The sequence below is a fragment of the uncultured Haliea sp. genome, from assembly GCF_963973825.1.
In the GTDB taxonomy this organism is placed as follows: Bacteria; Pseudomonadota; Gammaproteobacteria; order Pseudomonadales; family Halieaceae; genus Haliea.
Genome location: NZ_CAXBAE010000004.1, coordinates 23,120 through 40,526, shown reverse-complemented (window position 1 = coordinate 40,526; position 17,407 = coordinate 23,120). Strand labels below are relative to the sequence as shown.

Sequence of the window (17,407 nt, the reverse complement as noted above, 5' to 3'; positions counted from 1 at the left end):
TGCAGGCAGAGACAGGCCCTGAGTATACGCCCGGGGAAAGTGGTTTCCAATGCAACCAAATTCCCCACGACCACCCGCCTGCTACTTGCGATAGTCCAGCGGCGGTTCGCGATCACCCAACAGCGGACGATAGCTGAAATCCTCGCCCCGACGCTGCTCGAATTCGCTGCGTGCCGCACGCACAAGCTGCGGTTGCTGGAACAGGTCCGCAGCAGTGAGCGCGAGGGTTTTGGCCGCCACCATCATACCCTTGACGCCGATATCAGTGCCGCCCGCGGCAATCGCCTGCCAGGTGTGGGGCGCAGTACCCGGCACCCAGGTCGCCGCACGCATCTCACTTGTCGGCACCACCCAGCTCACGTCTCCCACATCCGTCGAGCCCATACTGCGCGAGGGTGCGAAGGGCTCTATGCGTGCCGCGGCGGCAGCCAGATCTGCCTCGCTCTGGGCCAGCGACTCCGCCAGCGTGTTGGCGAACGCCAGATCGCGCGCACTGTACTGAACACCCCCGACCTGCGACAGGCGCTCGTGCATGGTCCTCGCCAGGGTTTCGTTGGGCAGCACGCTGTGGTTGCCGTGAATCACCTCGTAGCTCACCTCGGTGCCGGTACCCAGCGCGGCGCCTTCAGCCGTTGCGACCAGCCGTTCCCAGAGCGCTTCCAGGGTTGCCGCCTCGGGATGACGCAGGTAGTAGAAAGACTCGGCAAAGTCCGGCACCACGTTCGGCGCCGAGCCACCACTGGTGATCACGTAGTGCATGCGCACTTCCTGCGGCATGTGTTCACGCAACATGTTGGCCATGACATTCATCGCCTCCACGCCATCCAGCGCAGAGCGCCCGCGCTCCGGGGCCACGGCGGCATGCGAGGACACGCCGCGAAAACGGAACTTGGCAGACTTGTTGGCCAGCGTCGTCGCGGGATTGGATTGATTGCGGTCAGACGGGTGCCACACCAGCACTGAATCCACGTCCTCAAACAGGCCGGCTCGTACCATGTATACCTTGCCGGAGCCGCCCTCTTCCGCCGGCGTGCCGTACAGCCGAAGGGTGCCACTTACGCCGTTTTCCTCCATCCAGTGACGCACGGCGACCGCCGCGGCTACCGAGCCAGCACCGAACAGGTGGTGGCCGCAGGCGTGACCGCTGTGTTTCTCCGTTGCGGGCTCCCTTACCGGTGCTGCGGTCTGGGAAATACCGGGCAACGCATCGAATTCAGCCAGGAGACCGATGACCGGGGCGCCGCTGCCGTAGCTGGCAACAAAGGCCGTGGGCAGTCCGGCCACGCCGGTCTCAATGCTGAACCCCGCGCGGGCCAGCGTGTCCTGCAGCAGGGCGCTACTCTCGTTCTCCAGGTAGCCAAGCTCGGCCTTGTCCCAGAGGGACAGTGCCAGCTCGGCGTAGTGCGGCTGCTCGCGATCGAGCCTGAGGAGCATACTCTCCTCGTTGCCGCCCTGTGCTGCACTGGCCATCAGGACTGTGGTGAGCGCCGCAATCGCGGTGAATCTGTGCATGGTATCTGCCTCCGTGAGCTGAAGCGGGGATTTCGCCACCTTACCATCGCAGGCGACACAATGCCTGATATGCTTGCAGGCTGAAGGGTCCTGAGCAAGGTTTGTGGATGTGGTAAACCTCAGATTGTGGGCGGCAGCCCTGAATGGAATGCCCGGTGTGACCACTGAGCAATGGGCGCAGCTGGACCCCGTGGCGCGGTGGCTGCTGGCCTGCAGGGCATCCGTGCTGTTCATGACACTGACCGCGGCCATGCTCGGCGGGTTACTGGCCTGGCGTGCCGGCCGTTTCGACCCGCTCTTCTGGCTCGCCTGCGCAACCGGCCTGTTATTCGCACATGCCAGCAACAACCTGCTCAACGACTACACCGATTCCCGCAGGGGCATTGACCGCGGCAATTACTACCGCAATCAGTACGGTGTGCACGTGCTGGAAGACGGCCTGATGAGCGAGGCACAATTCTGGCGCTATTTCGCGTTCACCGCCGGTGTGGCGCTGGCGCTGGGCCTCTGGCTGGTGAGCGAACGCAGCGGGCCGACACTGGCGTTATTGCTGGCCGGCGCCTTCTTTGTGCTGTTCTACACCTGGCCGTTGAAAACTATCGGCCTCGGAGAACCCGCCGTGCTTCTGGTGTGGGGGCCACTGATGGTAGGGGGCACCTACTTCGTGGTTTCCGGCGCATGGAGCAACGAGGTGGCATGGCTCAGCCTGGTATTCGCCCTGGGGCCCACTACCGTGCTGTTCGGCAAACACATCGACAAGCTCGGCGCCGACCGTGCCAAGGGCGTTCACACCCTGCCGGTATTATTGGGCGAAAAGCGCGCGCGAGGAACTACCGCTGCCCTGCTGCTGGCGCAATACGCGCTGACGCTGGCGCTGGTCCTGACGCAGACATTTGGCTGGCCGCTATTGCTGGTTTTTGCCAGCGTCCCCGCCCTGCAGAAAACGTTGCGGGCGCTGCGTACAAGCAAGCCCGAGAGCCGGCCGCCAGCCTATTCTGCGACGCTCTGGCCACTCTGGTTCTCCGCAGCCTGTTTCCGTCACACGCGTCAGTTCACGCCGTTGTTCCTCGCCGGCGTGCTTCTCGATACGCTGCTATAAAAAAAGGGAGCCACCTGACGGTGACTCCCCGGGACTCCCACCAGGGGTAGCGGGAGTTGACCTCGCTAGCGCAGGGTAGCGGCGACGCGCTCGGCGCCAACCTGGCTCACAGCCTCGGCAAACGCTGAGGCGTGACAGGCGCGGTTGTTGGCGGCCTGGCGCAGGCCACCAGCGGCACGGTAATCGGCAGAACCGCAGACTTCGCGAGCAGCCGCGCTGATCCGCTGATGCAGCACTTGCTGACCCTGCGCGGTATCCAGATTGAGGTCGCTGAGCTCAACCCGCACACTGGCGGCTTCCATTCCCTTGGCCAGTACCAGCGTGTCTTCGTGCGCGGTGGCAGCAGTGGCTGCAAGGGCTACTGTGCTGCATGCACCGAAAGCGAGTGTGGCGATGTACTTTTTGATTGATGGTTGCATGGTCGTTCTCCTGGCCAAATGTGGCGTTGTTGTTGGTTTGAGGACCCGCTAGGTGGTGTCCCGCGCTGTCCATGGAACACAGATTAGAGGCCCCGTGCGCCTGCCGACAGGGGCTTTCGATGAGTTGCAGGGGGCCAGCGATGAAATGCATCAATCCAGCGACGAATGGCTTGCGTAATCGACTCTTCACACGCACCGCCGCTTGGCTTTCGAGCGTAGCCACAGGATAATGCCACCCCATGCGATACCGCGGACAACAGGACTACGACCACCGCCAGCCGCCCCGAATCGGCGTACTGGTCACCAACCTTGGAACACCCGATGCCCCTGAAAAGGGAGCACTTCGCCGCTACCTGAAGGAGTTCTTGTCCGACCCGAGGGTGGTGGAGGTACCGCGCCTGCTCTGGCTATGCATCCTGCACGGTATCATCCTGAACATTCGACCCGCGCGCTCCGCAAAGGCCTACCGCACGGTATGGACCGAGCAAGGCTCGCCGCTGCTGCTGCACACCCGTGAGCAGGCCAGTGCATTGCGCAAGGCGCTGCAGAAAACCTACGGCGACTCTGTGCAGGTGGAGTTCGCCATGCGCTATGGCTCTCACCCCCTGTCGGAGCAGCTGCAATCGCTCTTTGATCGCGGCGTACAGAGGCTCGTGGTGCTGCCGCTCTACCCGCAATACAGCGGCCCGACTACCGGCTCCACCTTTGACGCCCTGGCGGCCGACTTCCGTCAGCGCCGCTGGCTGCCTGAACTACGCTTCGTCGCCCAGTACCACGACCACCCCGCCTATATCAGCGCACTGGCCGCCAGCGTGCGCGCACACTGGCAGGCGCACGGTCGCGCCGACCGCCTGATCATGTCCTACCACGGCGAACCTGAGCGCTACCTGCACAACGGGGACCCCTATCACTGCCACTGCCACAAGACCAGCCGCCTGCTGGCGGAGGCGCTGGGGCTGGACGCCGATGACTACCTGACCTGCTTTCAATCGCGCTTCGGCCGCGAACCCTGGCTCAAGCCCTACACGGACGACACCCTGCGAGGCTTGCCTGCACAGGGTGTGACGTCCGTGCAGGTCATCTGCCCGGGGTTCTCGGCAGACTGCCTGGAAACCATCGAGGAAATCGGTGTGGAAAACCGCGGCTACTTTATGGAAGCCGGCGGTGAACGCTACGAGTATATTCCCTGCCTGAACAGCGAACCGGTACACATCGAGGCGCTCACCACACTGGTAGAGGAGCAGATGCAGGGCTGGTCAGCAAAACCCTTCGACGCAGAGGCTACCCAGGCCCGCGCCAGGGCGCTGGGCGCGTGACAGGCCGCGTTGACTACAGCCAGCGCCGCACCCGGGCGCGATAGGCGGGGTAGTCCTCGGGAAAGAGGTCCTGTAGCAATGCCTCTTCGGGCCGTATGTAGCGCCACTCGACAATCGCCATGAACAATGGCGGAACCAGCAACGCCAAGCTGGATCCCACCGTCACCGCGACCCCAAGCAGAATGGCCGCCATGCCCAGATACATGGGGTTGCGTGTGAAACGGTAGACGCCGGTGGTGACCAGCGCCGACACATTGCGGAAGGGAATCAGGTCAGTGCCGGCGCGTTTGAACAGGCCCCCTGCCACCACAAGCATGGCGAGGCCAGCGAGCAGGATAGCCCCGCCCAGCAACTGGCTGGCCTGACTGGTGAAGCGGGGACCCGGGTAGAATTCATTGAAGGCAAAAATGGCGCAAACCCCGAACACCATCCACATGGGCGGATAGATAATGCGTTTGACCATGGTCCTCTCCTTTCCTCTGATCAGGCGCCGTGCATGTGCACGCCGGCGGGCTCCAGCCCGCCTATCGCGTAGGCCAGTATAATCCCGGCAAGGAAGGCCAGAGTCAATTTACCGCGATCGTGGCTGTGAAAATGCACCTCGGGTAGCAGATCGCTCAGGGCAATGCAGATGAAGGCGCCGGCAGAAAACGCCAGCGCACCCGCCACGGCGTGATGACGGGCATCCCCGAGCAGGTCCACCCCGAAGAAAAACAGCAGCGCGCCCAGGGGGCAGAGCAGCGCAAACCCGAGATTGGCCAGCGAACGGGAGCGCCGGCTCCAACCGCCCGCCTCCATAATGGTGGTGATGGACATGGCATCCAGCGGTTTGTGCAGAAGGATAGCCAGAAACACACCGACGCCGAGCAGCCCCGCACTGCGCCCGACCTCGCCCTGCATCACCGCTCCCAGGGCAACGCCATCGATCAGCGTGTGCACGCCCAGACCAAGCGCGAGCCCAATCCAGCTCAGGCGGTGTGCAGCGGGAACCGCCTGCGCGGGCACCAGCGCTGTGGGCACGGTAGCTGCCCCGCCGTGGTGCTCGTGGCCGTGCGCGTGGCTGTGGTCATGATCATGGTGCTCATGTTCTTCCTCACTGAAGTCGTGCTGATGAAAATGAAACATGCGCAGCAAAAGGAGCATGGTGATGAGGCCGATCATCAACCACCAGACCGATGCATCCGCGCCATACTCGCGCGGCTGCAGGGCGATACTGTGGGGCAGCAGGTGATAGAACGCGACACCCAGCATCAACCCCGAGACAAAACTCATCACCAGCTGCGTCCGGGTGTGGGTCATCCTCACCCAGTTTGGCAGCAGACCACCGGCCAGTGACAGCAGCGCGATGGCGATACAGTACGCAACCAACAGCAGTTCGGGTGTCAGGCTCATGGGTTTTCGCGGCCTCCAGCGGCGCTAGCACAGCACCAGGTTGTCGCGGTGAATCAGCTCTTCATCACCTTGATAACCCAGTAACGGCGCTATTTCGGCAGACGGTCTGCCCATAATGCGCCGCGCTTCGTCCGCGCTGTAGTTCACCAGGCCGCGCGCCACTTCACGCCCCTGCTGGTCAACGCATAGCACCATATCACCGCGTTCAAACTGGCCCGTCACGGCGCACACCCCTACGGGCAGCAGGCTACGACCGGACTCCTTGAGCACACGCACCGCACCGGCATCCAGTTCCAGGCTGCCGGGGATGCGCACCATGCCCGCCAACCATTGCTTGCGGGCGTTTTCCGATTGCCTGCCGGAGCGCAGCCAGGTGCCCAGCGCGCTGCCCGCCGCTACCTGAGCGACAACGTCGGGGTGGCGGCCGCTGGCAATGACCGTTTCGGTCCCCGAACGCGCTGCAAGGCGCGCCGCGCGCAGCTTGGTGATCATACCACCGCGGCCCAGTGCCCCACCTTCCCCCGCCATCCGGTCCAGCGCTTCATCGTGCACATCGCGCGTATCCACCAGCACCGCGAAGGGGTTGAGGCGGGGGTCTTCCTCGTACAGGCCCTGCTGGTCTGTGAGCAGCAGCAGGGCATCGGCATCGATCAGGTTGGCCACCAGGGCGGCCAGCGTGTCGTTGTCGCCAAAGCGGATTTCATCGGTGACCACGGTATCGTTTTCGTTGATGACGGGCACCACACCGAGGCGCAACAAGGTGGTCAGCGTACTGCGGGCGTTCAGGTAGCGATCGCGCGCGGTAATGTCGTCGTGCCCCAACAGCACCTGTGCCGAAACAATATCGTAACCGCGAAACGCGGTTTCATAGCTCTGGATCAGCGAGGACTGGCCCACGGCCGCGGCCGCCTGCAGCTCGTGCAGGCGGGTGGGACGCCTCGGCCAGCCCAACCGTACCAGGCCGGCTGCGACCGCGCCGCTGGAAACCAGCACCACCTCTGCGCCGCGCTCCCGCAGCGCCGCAATCTGGGCAACCAGGCTGCCAATCATCGCCGCATCCAGACCGCGGCCATCGTTGGTCAGCAGCGCGCTACCCACCTTGATGACCCAGCGCCGGCTGGCGGCAATTGTGTCGCGATCCGGTTCAGCCATCAGTGCACATATTCCACTTCAACATCGTTGCTGTCGTCGTCGCTGGCGTCATCCTCCGGCTGCCGGCGGTGACGGGCACGCAGGGCTTCAATGCGTTCGCGCGCTTCCTGCTGCATCCGCGACTGCTGCTCCGCCTCTGCTTCGGCCACCTCCGGGTCGGCGAGCTCCAGCGCCTTCTGTTCCTCCAGCGCCACCATCAGATCCTGACACAGGCGCTTGGTGCCTGCGCCGCTGATGGCTGCCGTCTCGTAGACCGGCCCCTGCCAATCCAGCGCCTCGAGCAAGGCCGCGCGACGGGCAGCGAGCTCATCCTCGGGGACCAGATCCACCTTGTTCAGCACCAGCCAGCGTTGGCGGGCGGCGAGCGTGGGACTGAACCGCTCCAGCTCCCGCACGATTGCGAGGGCCGCATCCGCAGGCTCACTGTCGTCTACCGGTGCCATATCCACCAGGTGCAGGAGAATCCGGTTCCGCGTCAGGTGCTTGAGAAAGCGGATACCCAGCCCCGCGCCATCGGAGGCACCCTCGATCAGGCCGGGGATGTCCGCGACGACAAAACTGCGGTGGGCGTCCACCTTGACCACACCCAGATTCGGCACCAGTGTGGTGAACGGGTAGTCGGCCACTTTCGGACGCGCCGCGGAGATCGCCCTGATCAGCGTGGATTTGCCGGCGTTCGGCAAACCCAGCAGCCCCACATCGGCAAGGACCTTGAGTTCCAGCTTCAGGGAGCGCTGCTCACCTTCGGTGCCGGGGCTGGTTTGCCGCGGCGCACGGTTGGTGCTGGATTTGTAGCGCGCATTGCCGAGTCCGTGCCAGCCGCCTTGGGCCACGACCAGGCGCTCACCGTGCGCCGCCAGGTCGCCGAGCACCTCGGCGCTGTCTTCATCAATGATGGTCGTGCCAACCGGGACCCGGAGAATGAGGTCTTCCCCGCTCTTGCCGGTGCAGTTGCGACTGCGGCCGGATTCGCCGTTCTCGGCCCGGTAGCTGCGCACAAAACGGTAGTCAACCATGGTGTTCAGGTTTGCGTCCGCCTCCATGATGACACTGCCGCCATCGCCACCGTCGCCCCCATCAGGGCCGCCGCGCGGCACAAACTTTTCCCTGCGGAAGCTCAGGCAGCCGTTACCGCCATTGCCCGCAAACACTTTGATGCTTGCTTCGTCTACAAATTTCATGGTTTGGCCGTTGCGCCCCGTGCCGGAGCGCGTTCGCCTCTGCGAACGTCAGTTACTCTAAAAAAAAAGCCCCGTCAGTTGACGAGGCTTCTGTCTATCCGGCCAGCTGGTCCGCCTGATCAGGCGCTCACCACCTGCACGTATTTCCGGTTCTTCGGGCCTCGGGTCACAAACTCCACCCGCCCTTCCGCGGTCGCGAACAGCGTGTGGTCGCGGCCACAGCGCACATTGGCGCCGGGGTGGAAACGGGTGCCACGCTGGCGAATCAGGATATTGCCTGCCTGCACCAGCTGACCACCAAAGCGCTTGACGCCAAGGCGTTTGCTTTCGGAATCGCGACCGTTACGAGTACTGCCGCCTGCTTTCTTGTGTGCCATAGTCGCTAGCCTCCGTTACGCCGTGATAGCAGTGATTTTCACTTCGGTGAACCACTGACGGTGGCCAGTTTCTTTCCGATAGTGCTTCCGGCGGTTGAATTTGACGATTTTAACCTTCTTGTGGCGACCGTGGCTGACCACTTCGGCCGTCACCTTGCCACCCGCTACCAGCGGAGTACCAATCTTGACCTGCTCGCCGCCGACCATCAATACCCGGTCGAATTCGACCGTGCCACCGGTGGCCACTTCGATTTTCTCCAGCTTCAGGGTCTCCCCCTCCACCACGCGATGCTGCTTGCCACCGCTCTCAATAACTGCGTACATTGTGTTCTCCGTTCAGTTAGCCTGCTCGCGACAAAAAATAACCCTGGATTATCGAGGGGGCAGAGCCAGGCACTAACAGTGCTCATGGTTCCGCGGCATACGCACAGGGCGCAACTGTCGCGGAGGGCGGCGATTTTACTCAACTCAACCCCCTCGGGCAAGGATTATTTGCCCCCTCTGCCGGCGTGCCGGGGGCCGCCGCCAAAGGCGCCAAGCTTGACACCCCCTCCCGACCCACCTAGCATGCGCGGGCATTTTCAACGCCCTCATACTATGCAGCAAATCCGCGCCAGCGTTGCCGGGGAGTTCGATCAGGTCAACCAGCTGATCATCCAGCAACTCCAGTCCAACGTGCCCCTGGTCGAAAACGTCGGCCACTATATCGTGGACGCTGGCGGCAAACGCATGCGCCCCCTGCTGACACTGCTGACTGCCCGAGCACTGGGCACCTGCTCAGCCGGGCACGTGACCTTTGCCGCCGTCATCGAATTCATCCACACCGCTACGCTGCTGCACGACGACGTGGTCGACGTCTCGCAGCTGCGCCGGGGCAGGCCCACGGCCAACTCCGAGTTTGGCAATGCTTCCAGTGTGCTGGTCGGCGACTTTCTCTACACCCGAGCCTTCCAGCTCATGGTGCAGCTCGACAACATCGAGATACTGCGGCACATGGCGGACACCACGAACACCATCGCCGAAGGCGAAGTGCTACAGCTGACCCGGGCGGGCAATGCCGACACCACCGAGCAGGACTATATCGACATCATCACCCGCAAAACCGCGGTACTGTTCGCGGCGGCCTGCTACGGCGCCGCCGTGCTGAGCGGGGCTGACTCGACACAGGCGGAAAGCCTGCGCCGGTTCGGCCTGCACCTGGGGCTGGCCTTCCAGATGATTGACGACATGCTCGACTATGCGGGCGATGCCGACACCATGGGCAAGAACGTGGGCGATGACTTGCGCGAGGGCAAGGTCACGCTGCCGCTGATTCATATCCTGCGCACCGGGACGGCCGACGAGCAGGCTCTGGTGAAACGGGCCATCACTGAGCGCTCCGCCGCAGAAATGGACGCGATCAGCGCCGCCGTGCGCCGCTGCGCCGCTATTGACTACACGCGGGAGCGCGCGCGCGAGCATCACGACCTGGCGGTGGCCGCCCTCGCCGGACTGTCCGCGGGCCCGGCACTGGAGGCCCTGCAGCACCTGACCCGGCTCTCCATCGATCGCGATCACTGAGCGCACACCTGAATTGCAGGCCGGGTTAGCCCTGCCTATACTGGCCGCCTGACACAGCGGCGCGCACCATGGCACACACACTGCAACTCCCGGACCTTCCCTCGTGGCATGAGCTACAGACGCTGGCCGAGGGGATGCGCGGCACCTCAGTCAGCGCCCTGTTCAACCGCGAAGTACAGCGTGCCGGCGATTTCACGGCCAGTGCTGCCGGGCTTACCCTGGATTATTCCCGCCAGCTGCTCTGTCGGGACAGCCGTGCCGCCCTGTTGCGACTCGCCGAACAGGCGCAGCTTCCCCGCTGCGCCCGCCAGCTGTTCAGCGGCGTTGCACTGAACAACACCGAAGCGCGCCCGGCGCTGCACACCCTTCTGCGTGCGCGCACTGCACCCGCCGGACTGGAGACCGAATTCAGTCGTGTGGAAGATACCCGGCACCGCATGCGCCTCTGGTGCGAGCGCATCACCTCGGGTGAGCTCAGGGGGTTTTCCGGGCAGGCTATTCGCGACGTGGTGAATATCGGCATTGGCGGTTCCGATCTCGGCCCCCGGCTGGTTACCGCGGCGCTGCCGGCCTGGCAGGGTCCCATACGCTGCCACTATGTGGCCAACGTGGACCCTGCAGACCTGCAGAACACCTTGCAGCAGGTGCAGCCTGAAACCACGCTGTTCATCCTCTGCTCGAAGTCCTTCCGCACCCAGGAGACCCTCGCCAACGGCGAGGCCGCGCAGCACTGGCTGCGCACCGCAGGCGCCGGGGATGAAGACTGGTCACGCCATTTCCTGGCGATTACCAGTGATCTCGACGCGGCAGCAGCCTTTGGCATTCCCGCCGACAATTGCCTGCCGCTGTGGGACTGGGTCGGTGGCCGCTTCTCCCTGTGGTCGGCGGTCGGACTGAGTATCGCCATCGCTATTGGCTGGGATGGATTCAATGCACTGCTTGCCGGCGCCGAGGCGATGGACCGCCACTTCCTGGAAGCCGACAGTGCGCAGAATCTGCCGATCCTCATGAGCCTGCTGGAGGTCTGGTACTGCAATTTCTTCCAGGCCGCGAACCATGTCGTGCTGCCCTACGACCAGGGTCTGGAACGGCTCCCCGACTACCTGCAACAACTGACCATGGAGAGCAACGGCAAACGCGTAAGCCGCGACGGTGAGACCCTCGGCTACGACACCGCCCCGGTGCTCTGGGGCGCCGCCGGCACCATGGGTCAACACTCGTTCTACCAGCTCCTGCACCAGGGCACACGGCTGTGCCCCGCGGACCTGATTCTGCCGCTGACGACCACCACGGGAGAAGCGGCGCAGCACCGCCTGCTGGTCGCCAACGGGCTGGCCCAGAGCCGCGCCCTGATGATTGGGCGCAGCCAGGACGAGGCGCTCGCCAGCCTGCAGGAACGCGGCATGGAGGAAAGCGCCGCAAGGCAACTGGCACCGCACCTGGTGATTCCCGGCAGCAGGCCACACAGCGTTATCACGCTGGATGCCCTGACCCCCCATACCCTGGGCGCACTGTTGGCCCTGTATGAACACCGCACCTTCTGCAGCAGCCAGTTGTGGGGCGTGAACGCCTTCGATCAGTGGGGCGTGGAGCTCGGCAAGGATATCGGCCAGAGCATCTTGCGGCGTCTGGACCACCCAGAGGCCGACAAGACTCTGGACCCGGCCAGTGAACGGCTGATAGCCGAGTGGTTCAGGGCGCAGGCGGCGGCGCGAACAACAACAGGCTAGGCGTCGATCAGCGCCAGCAGGGCACTGGTTTGCGTCCTCATCAGGTCGACATCACCGCGGCTTTCCACGTTCAAACGCACCACAGGTTCCGTGTTCGACAGGCGAAGATTGAAGCGCCAATCCGCAAACGCCATGGATAGCCCGTCCACCGAGGACTCCTCCAGTGCCTGCGGGCGATAGCGCGCCGCGACCTTCGCCAGCACCGCGGCCGGGTCATCGACACTGCGATTGATCTCGCCGCTGCAGGGAAACGCCGCCATGCATTCCGCAACCAGCGATGAGAGCGGCATGCCGCGGCGACCGAGCTGGGCTGCAACCAGCAGCCAGGGAATCATGCCGCTGTCGCAAAAGGCAAAGTCGCGGAAATAGTGATGGGCGCTCATTTCACCGCCGTAGGCCGCGTTCTCCGCCCGCATCCTCTCCTTGATAAACGCGTGGCCGGTCTTGCTTTCCACCGCGCGCCCACCGAGCTTCTGCACGCGATCGATAGTGTTCCACACCAGCCGCGGATCGTGAATGATCGCCGCTCCCGGGTGCTGTTCCAGGGCCATTTCCGCCAGCAGGCCCACGAGGTAATAGCCCTCGACAAACTCGCCGCGCTCATCGAAGAAGAAACAGCGGTCAAAGTCGCCATCCCAGGCCAGCCCCAGGTCGGCACCCTCAGAGAGGACTGCGGCGCTGGTCACGGCACGATTTTCCTGCAGCAGCGGGTTGGGCACGCCATTGGGGAAGTGGCCGTCGGGCTCATGGTGCAAGCGGACGAACTCGAAAGGCAGATGCGGCGCCAGCAGGTCGACGACGCGCCCCGCGCCGCCGTTTCCCGCGTCCACCACGATGCGCAGCGGGGGCAGTGCATCGACATCGACATAGGACAGCAGGTGCTCGATGTAGGCAGAGGAGGTATCCAGCGGCAGGTAGCGGCCGTGGGTGGCGGCCCGTGTAAAGTGGTTGGCCTCGGCCAGCGCGCGGATATCGGCGAGGCCGCTGTCGCCGGATATCGGCCTGGATTCCTCGCGCACGAACTTCATGCCGTTGAAATCCTTGGGGTTGTGGCTCGCCGTCACCACGATACCGCCATCCATTTGCGCGTGGCTGGTGGCGAAGTAGATTTCCTCGGTGCCACACAGCCCGATATCGTAGACATCCACCCCCTGCTCACGCAGGCCGTCCGCCAGGGCTGCCTTGATGGCTTCACTGGTGAGGCGAATGTCGTGGCCCACCACGACCTTGCGCGGCTTGACCACCTCGGCATAGGCCCGGCCGATGCGCCGCGCAATCTCCTCATTGAGTTGGTCGGGGACGCGCCCACGCACATCGTAGGCTTTGAAACAGTCCAGTTTTTCCATGAGTTTGCGCTCCGCCTACGGCTGTGAATAGTAGTTTTCGTAGACGAAGTTGGTGGCCTCGACAAAGCCCGGCACACTGCCGCAGTCGAACCGACGGCCCGAGAATTTGTAGGCCATGACGCAACCCTGCCGTGCCTGGGTCTGCAATGCATCGGTGAGCTGTACCTCGCCGTTGGCGCCGGGCGGCGTCTCGCGCAGGATGTCGAAGATATCCGGCGTGAGGATGTAGCGGCCGATGATCGCCAGATTGGAGGGTGCAGAGGCAGCATCCGGTTTTTCCACCATCTTGTCGACGCGGTAAATACCATCCTTCAGGCTCTCACCGGCAATCACGCCGTATTTGTGCACTTCCTCCATGGGCACTTCCTGAATGGCGACAATCGAGCAGCGAAACTGGCGATACAGTTCCGCCATCTGGCTGAGCACGCCCGGCCCATCGTTGATGCAGAGGTCATCCGACAGCACCACGCCAAAGGGTTCGCTGCCGATCAGGGCCTCGCCGGTCAGTATCGCGTGGCCCAGGCCTTTCATCTCGCGCTGGCGCACCATGGTGAACACGCCCTTGTCCAGAACGTTGCGAATGCTTTCCAGGTACACTTCCTTGCCGGTACCGGAAATCTGGTGCTCCAGTTCAAAGCTGATATCGAAGTGATCAGCGATGCTGCGCTTGCCGCGCCCGGTCACCATGGCACAGGTCGTCATGCCCGCCGCGATGGCCTCTTCCACGCCGTACTGCACCAGCGGCTTGTTGACGATGGGCAGCATCTCCTTGGGCATGCTCTTGGTCGCGGGCAGGAAGCGGGTGCCATAACCAGCAACCGGAAACAGGCATTTCTTGATCATCAGTGGCTCTCCTTGCGTGCCTGGGCGGCCTTCTCGCGGCCATAAACATCCTCAAAACGCACGATATCATCCTCGCCGAGGTACGTCCCCGACTGCACCTCAATCAGTTCGAGAGGAATGCGTCCGGGGTTGGCGAGGCGGTGCTTGCGGCCGAGGGGGATATACGTGGATTCATCCTCTCCCAGCATGAAGACCTTCTCTTCGCAGGTCACCTCTGCAGTGCCGTGCACCACGATCCAGTGCTCGGCGCGGTGATGATGCATTTGCAATGACAGTGTCTGCCCCGGATTGACAATAATGCGCTTGACCTGGAAACGATCGGCGCTGACCAGCGTTTCATAGGAACCCCAGGGGCGATAAACACGCGAATGCAGTGATGCCTCTGGCCGCGATTCGGCCTTCAGGCGGCTGACAATCCGCTTGACGTCCTGCACCTGGTCGCGGTCGGCCACCAGCACGGCGTCAGCAGTCTCCACAACCACAAGATTCGCGACCCCCGTGGCCGCCAGCAGGCGGGACTCACTGCGGAAATAGCTGTCACGGCAGTTGTCCAGCATCACATCGCCCTGGCTGACGTTGCCCTGCGGGTCGCGCGCTGCCACTTCCCACAGCGCCGACCAGGCGCCGACATCGCTCCAGCCGCAGTCCAGCGCGATCACGCCGCCTTCCCGGGTGTGCTCCATCACCGCGTAGTCGATGCTGTCAGCGGGACAGGCGGCGAAGGCATCTGCCTCGGGGCGAATGAAATCCATATCCTGCGTCGACTCCTGCATTGCGCGCCGACAGCTGGCCAGCATCGCCGGCTGGAATTCGGCCAACTGCGCCAGGTAGGTTTCGGCCCGCAGCAGAAACATGCCGCTGTTCCAGAGGTAGCTGCCGCTCTCAAGGTAGGCCTGGGCGGTGGCGCTGTCGGGCTTCTCGACGAACGCGTCGAGGGTGTAGAGATCATCCCCCAGCGCCGCGCCACAGCGGATATAGCCGTAGCCGGTTTCAGGTGTGTGTGGCACTACGCCAAAGGTCATCAGGCGGCCAGCGCGGGCCAGTGGCAAAGCCCGGGCAACCGCCTCGGCAAAGGCCTCCACCTGCTGGATCAGGTGATCCGCGGGCAGCACCAGCAACACCGCCTCCGGGTCCTGTGCCATTTCGTGCAGCGCCGCCAGGGCCACCGCCGGTGCCGTGTTGCGCCCCTCAGGCTCGAGAATCAGTGCGCCGGCCTTGATGCCGACCTGGCGCAGCTGCTCGGCAACCATGAAACGGTGTTCTTCATTGCAGACCACCACCGGGGCCCGCGCCTGCAGGGAGCCCGTGCGCGCCAGGGTTTGCTGCAGCATGGTCAACTCCCCGGCCAGGGGCAGAAACTGCTTGGGGTGAAGCTCCCGCGATACGGGCCACAGGCGACTTCCGACGCCGCCGGAAAGAAGTACGGGTGTCAACATGGCAGATCCTGTTGCGTTGGGCGACATGAGCTGCAAGCAGCCCATGCTCGCTGGAACCCGCTATCTTACTTGATGGACAAAGCGCGAGGCCAGCGCGCCCCGGCATCGGCTCCGGTCACGGCAGTCTGCATACTCATGCACCGCCAGCCGCCTGCGCACGCCAGCGCTGGACTTGTGCCCCGCAGGGTTTAGAATGACGCCCTGACACATACGCCCTGACCGATCACAGCGCGGCTGACACCGGGGCCTGACGCCCTGCACGGACTTTGGGGCCCGACTGGACACACTATGACCGCACAAAGCGCATTCACGAAAGAAGAACTGGTCGCCTGCGGCCACGGCCACCTCTTCGGCCCCGGCAACGCGCAGTTGCCGACCGACAACATGCTGATGCTGGATCGCATTACCCACGTGAGTTCCGAGGGTGGCCGCTACGGCAAGGGAGAAATCGTCGCCGAGCTCGATATCCACCCGGATCTATGGTTTTTCCAATGCCACTTCCCGGGTGACCCGGTGATGCCCGGCTGCCTGGGACTGGATGCCATGTGGCAGCTTGTCGGCTTCTTTCTCGGCTGGCGTGGCAACCCGGGACGGGGTCGGGCACTGGGTTCCGGCGACGTGAAGTTCACCGGGCAGGTTGTACCCAGCGCGAAGAAAGTCAGCTACCACATCCACATGAAGCGGGTTATCGAGCGCAAGCTCATCATGGGCATAGCCGATGGCGTGGTATCGGTGGATGGTCGCGACATCTACACAGCGAACGACCTGCGTGTCGGGCTGTTCACCTCAACGGAGTCTTTCTAATCCCATGAGCAGACGGGTAGTCATTACAGGGCTCGGTATCGTGTCCTGCCTGGGTAACGATGCCGAAACAGTCACTGAGGCGCTGCGGGCCGGGCGCTCCGGTATCAAGATTCGCCAGGAACAGATTGATATGGGGATGCGCTCGCACGTCGCCGGCGCACCGGATATTGTTGTCGCAGATCATATCGACCGCAAACAGCTGCGCTTCATGGGCGATGCTGCCGCCTATGCCTATATCGCCATGCAGCAGGCGATAGCGGACTCCGGCCTCGCCGAAAAGGACGTATCCAATGTGCGCACGGGTATCATTGCCGGGTCCGGTGGCGCCTCCTCGGCGAGCCAGACCGAGGCAGCGGACATCCTGCGGGAAAAAGGCCTGCGCCGCGTGGGCCCCTATCGGGTCACCCAGACCATGGGGAGCACGGTGTCAGCCTGCCTCGCCACGCCTTTACGTATCAAGGGTGTGAATTACTCGATTTCATCTGCCTGTTCCACCAGCGCGCACTGCATTGGCAACGCCATGGAGCAGATTCAGCTCAACAAGCAGGACATCGTGTTCGCGGGCGGTGGTGAGGAGCTGCACTGGACACTGAGCAGCCTGTTCGACGCCATGGGTGCCCTGTCCACCAAGTACAACGACACCCCGGAGCGCGCCTCTCGCGCCTACGACGCAAACCGGGACGGATTCGTCATCGCCGGCGGCGGCGGCATGCTGGTGCTCGAAGAGCTGGAACATGCCCTCGCCAGGGGTGCGCGGATCTACGCGGAGCTTGTGGGTTACGGTGCCACCTCCGACGGCTACGACATGGTAGCACCCTCTGGTGAAGGCGCCGTGCGCTGCATGCAGCAGGCGCTGGCGACGGTCAGCGGCCCGATCGACTATATCAACGCCCACGGCACCAGCACCCCGGCGGGCGACATTCAGGAACTGAAGGCGGTGCGTGAAGCCTATCGCGATCGCGATCACATTCCCGTTGTAGGGTCGACGAAATCACTCTCGGGGCACTCTCTGGGTGCAGCCGGTGTGCAGGAGGCGATCTACTCTCTGCTGATGCAGCAAGCGGGCTTTATCGCCGCCTCGGCCAATATCGAGACCCTGGACCCGGAGGCGGAAGGCCTGCCCATCGCCACCCAGCGACACGACAACGTGGACCTGCAGCGCGTCATGTCCAACAGCTTCGGTTTCGGAGGCACCAACGCTTCACTGGTGTTCCAGAAGTTCACCGGCTGAGCGGGCACC

General features: G+C 63.7%; 17 protein-coding genes. 6 read left to right on the top strand and 11 right to left on the bottom strand.

Annotated elements, in window-relative coordinates; all coding sequences use genetic code 11:
- Window positions 1-81: 81 nt before the first annotated feature.
- Complete coding sequence (locus AACZ17_RS06625) at window positions 82-1,512, bottom strand: amidohydrolase (RefSeq protein WP_290742727.1); 1,431 nt, start codon at window positions 1,510-1,512, stop codon at window positions 82-84.
- Between the two features lie 157 nt (window positions 1,513-1,669).
- On the opposite strand from AACZ17_RS06625, the gene AACZ17_RS06620 reads away from it, so the two are divergent.
- Window positions 1,670-2,611: a prenyltransferase gene (locus tag AACZ17_RS06620; protein WP_290742724.1), complete on the top strand. Its 942-nt coding sequence runs from the start codon at window positions 1,670-1,672 to the stop codon at window positions 2,609-2,611.
- Window positions 2,612-2,676: 65 nt separating this feature from the next.
- Here the strand turns inward: AACZ17_RS06620 and AACZ17_RS06615 are convergent, their stop codons facing one another.
- Window positions 2,677-3,030: a UrcA family protein gene (locus AACZ17_RS06615; protein WP_290742722.1), complete on the bottom strand. Its 354-nt coding sequence runs from the start codon at window positions 3,028-3,030 to the stop codon at window positions 2,677-2,679.
- 239 nt (window positions 3,031-3,269) lie between these two features.
- On the opposite strand from AACZ17_RS06615, the gene hemH reads away from it, so the two are divergent.
- Window positions 3,270-4,346 carry a ferrochelatase gene (hemH, locus tag AACZ17_RS06610; RefSeq protein WP_290742719.1) on the top strand — a complete coding sequence of 359 codons (1,077 nt, stop codon included), beginning with the start codon at window positions 3,270-3,272 and terminating at the stop codon, window positions 4,344-4,346.
- A 13-nt stretch (window positions 4,347-4,359) separates the two neighbouring features.
- On the opposite strand, the gene AACZ17_RS06605 is transcribed toward hemH, so the two are convergent.
- From AACZ17_RS06605 to rplU, 6 genes are all read right to left on the bottom strand, one after another.
- Window positions 4,360-4,809, bottom strand: a complete 450-nt coding sequence (locus tag AACZ17_RS06605; RefSeq protein ID WP_290742716.1) for an isoprenylcysteine carboxylmethyltransferase family protein — start codon at window positions 4,807-4,809, stop codon at window positions 4,360-4,362.
- Between the two features lie 20 nt (window positions 4,810-4,829).
- Window positions 4,830-5,738, bottom strand: a complete 909-nt coding sequence (locus AACZ17_RS06600) for a ZIP family metal transporter (RefSeq protein WP_290742714.1) — start codon at window positions 5,736-5,738, stop codon at window positions 4,830-4,832.
- 24 nt (window positions 5,739-5,762) lie between these two features.
- Window positions 5,763-6,890 (bottom strand): glutamate 5-kinase, encoded by a 1,128-nt coding sequence (proB, locus tag AACZ17_RS06595; RefSeq protein ID WP_290742711.1) that lies wholly within the window; start codon window positions 6,888-6,890, stop codon window positions 5,763-5,765.
- Complete coding sequence (gene cgtA / locus AACZ17_RS06590) at window positions 6,890-8,071, bottom strand: Obg family GTPase CgtA (RefSeq protein WP_290742708.1); 1,182 nt, start codon at window positions 8,069-8,071, stop codon at window positions 6,890-6,892. The genes proB and cgtA overlap by 1 nt, the downstream gene beginning before the upstream one ends.
- A 119-nt stretch (window positions 8,072-8,190) precedes the next feature.
- Window positions 8,191-8,448, bottom strand: coding sequence for a 50S ribosomal protein L27 (gene rpmA / locus AACZ17_RS06585; RefSeq protein ID WP_290742705.1), 258 nt, complete (start codon window positions 8,446-8,448; stop codon window positions 8,191-8,193).
- A gap of 15 nt (window positions 8,449-8,463) precedes the next feature.
- Entirely contained in the window at window positions 8,464-8,772 is a 309-nt protein-coding gene (rplU, locus tag AACZ17_RS06580; protein ID WP_290742702.1) for a 50S ribosomal protein L21, read from the bottom strand.
- A 273-nt stretch (window positions 8,773-9,045) separates the two neighbouring features.
- Between rplU and AACZ17_RS06575 the strand changes: the two genes are divergently transcribed.
- Entirely contained in the window at window positions 9,046-10,008 is a 963-nt protein-coding gene (locus AACZ17_RS06575; RefSeq protein WP_290742699.1) for a polyprenyl synthetase family protein, read from the top strand.
- A gap of 68 nt (window positions 10,009-10,076) precedes the next feature.
- Window positions 10,077-11,738, top strand: a complete 1,662-nt coding sequence (gene pgi, locus AACZ17_RS06570; protein ID WP_290742696.1) for a glucose-6-phosphate isomerase — start codon at window positions 10,077-10,079, stop codon at window positions 11,736-11,738.
- Here pgi and AACZ17_RS06565 read toward each other — a convergent pair.
- Genes AACZ17_RS06565 through AACZ17_RS06555 form a run of 3 tightly spaced genes read right to left on the bottom strand, consistent with a single transcriptional unit; the run spans window position 11,735 to window position 15,363 of the window.
- Window positions 11,735-13,084, bottom strand: a complete 1,350-nt coding sequence (locus tag AACZ17_RS06565) for a phosphomannomutase (protein ID WP_290742693.1) — start codon at window positions 13,082-13,084, stop codon at window positions 11,735-11,737. The two genes, pgi and AACZ17_RS06565, sit on opposite strands and share 4 nt — an antisense overlap.
- A gap of 15 nt (window positions 13,085-13,099) precedes the next feature.
- Window positions 13,100-13,927, bottom strand: a complete 828-nt coding sequence (galU, locus tag AACZ17_RS06560) for a UTP--glucose-1-phosphate uridylyltransferase GalU (RefSeq protein ID WP_290742690.1) — start codon at window positions 13,925-13,927, stop codon at window positions 13,100-13,102.
- Window positions 13,927-15,363 (bottom strand): mannose-1-phosphate guanylyltransferase/mannose-6-phosphate isomerase, encoded by a 1,437-nt coding sequence (locus AACZ17_RS06555; RefSeq protein WP_290742687.1) that lies wholly within the window; start codon window positions 15,361-15,363, stop codon window positions 13,927-13,929. The genes galU and AACZ17_RS06555 overlap by 1 nt, the downstream gene beginning before the upstream one ends.
- A 288-nt stretch (window positions 15,364-15,651) precedes the next feature.
- Between AACZ17_RS06555 and fabA the strand changes: the two genes are divergently transcribed.
- Together fabA and fabB are read left to right on the top strand one after the other, a co-directional pair.
- A complete protein-coding gene (gene fabA, locus AACZ17_RS06550; RefSeq protein ID WP_290742684.1) occupies window positions 15,652-16,167 on the top strand; it encodes a 3-hydroxyacyl-[acyl-carrier-protein] dehydratase FabA in 516 nt (171 codons plus the stop codon).
- 4 nt (window positions 16,168-16,171) lie between these two features.
- A complete protein-coding gene (gene fabB / locus AACZ17_RS06545; protein ID WP_290742681.1) occupies window positions 16,172-17,398 on the top strand; it encodes a beta-ketoacyl-ACP synthase I in 1,227 nt (408 codons plus the stop codon).
- Window positions 17,399-17,407: the final 9 nt, after the last annotated feature.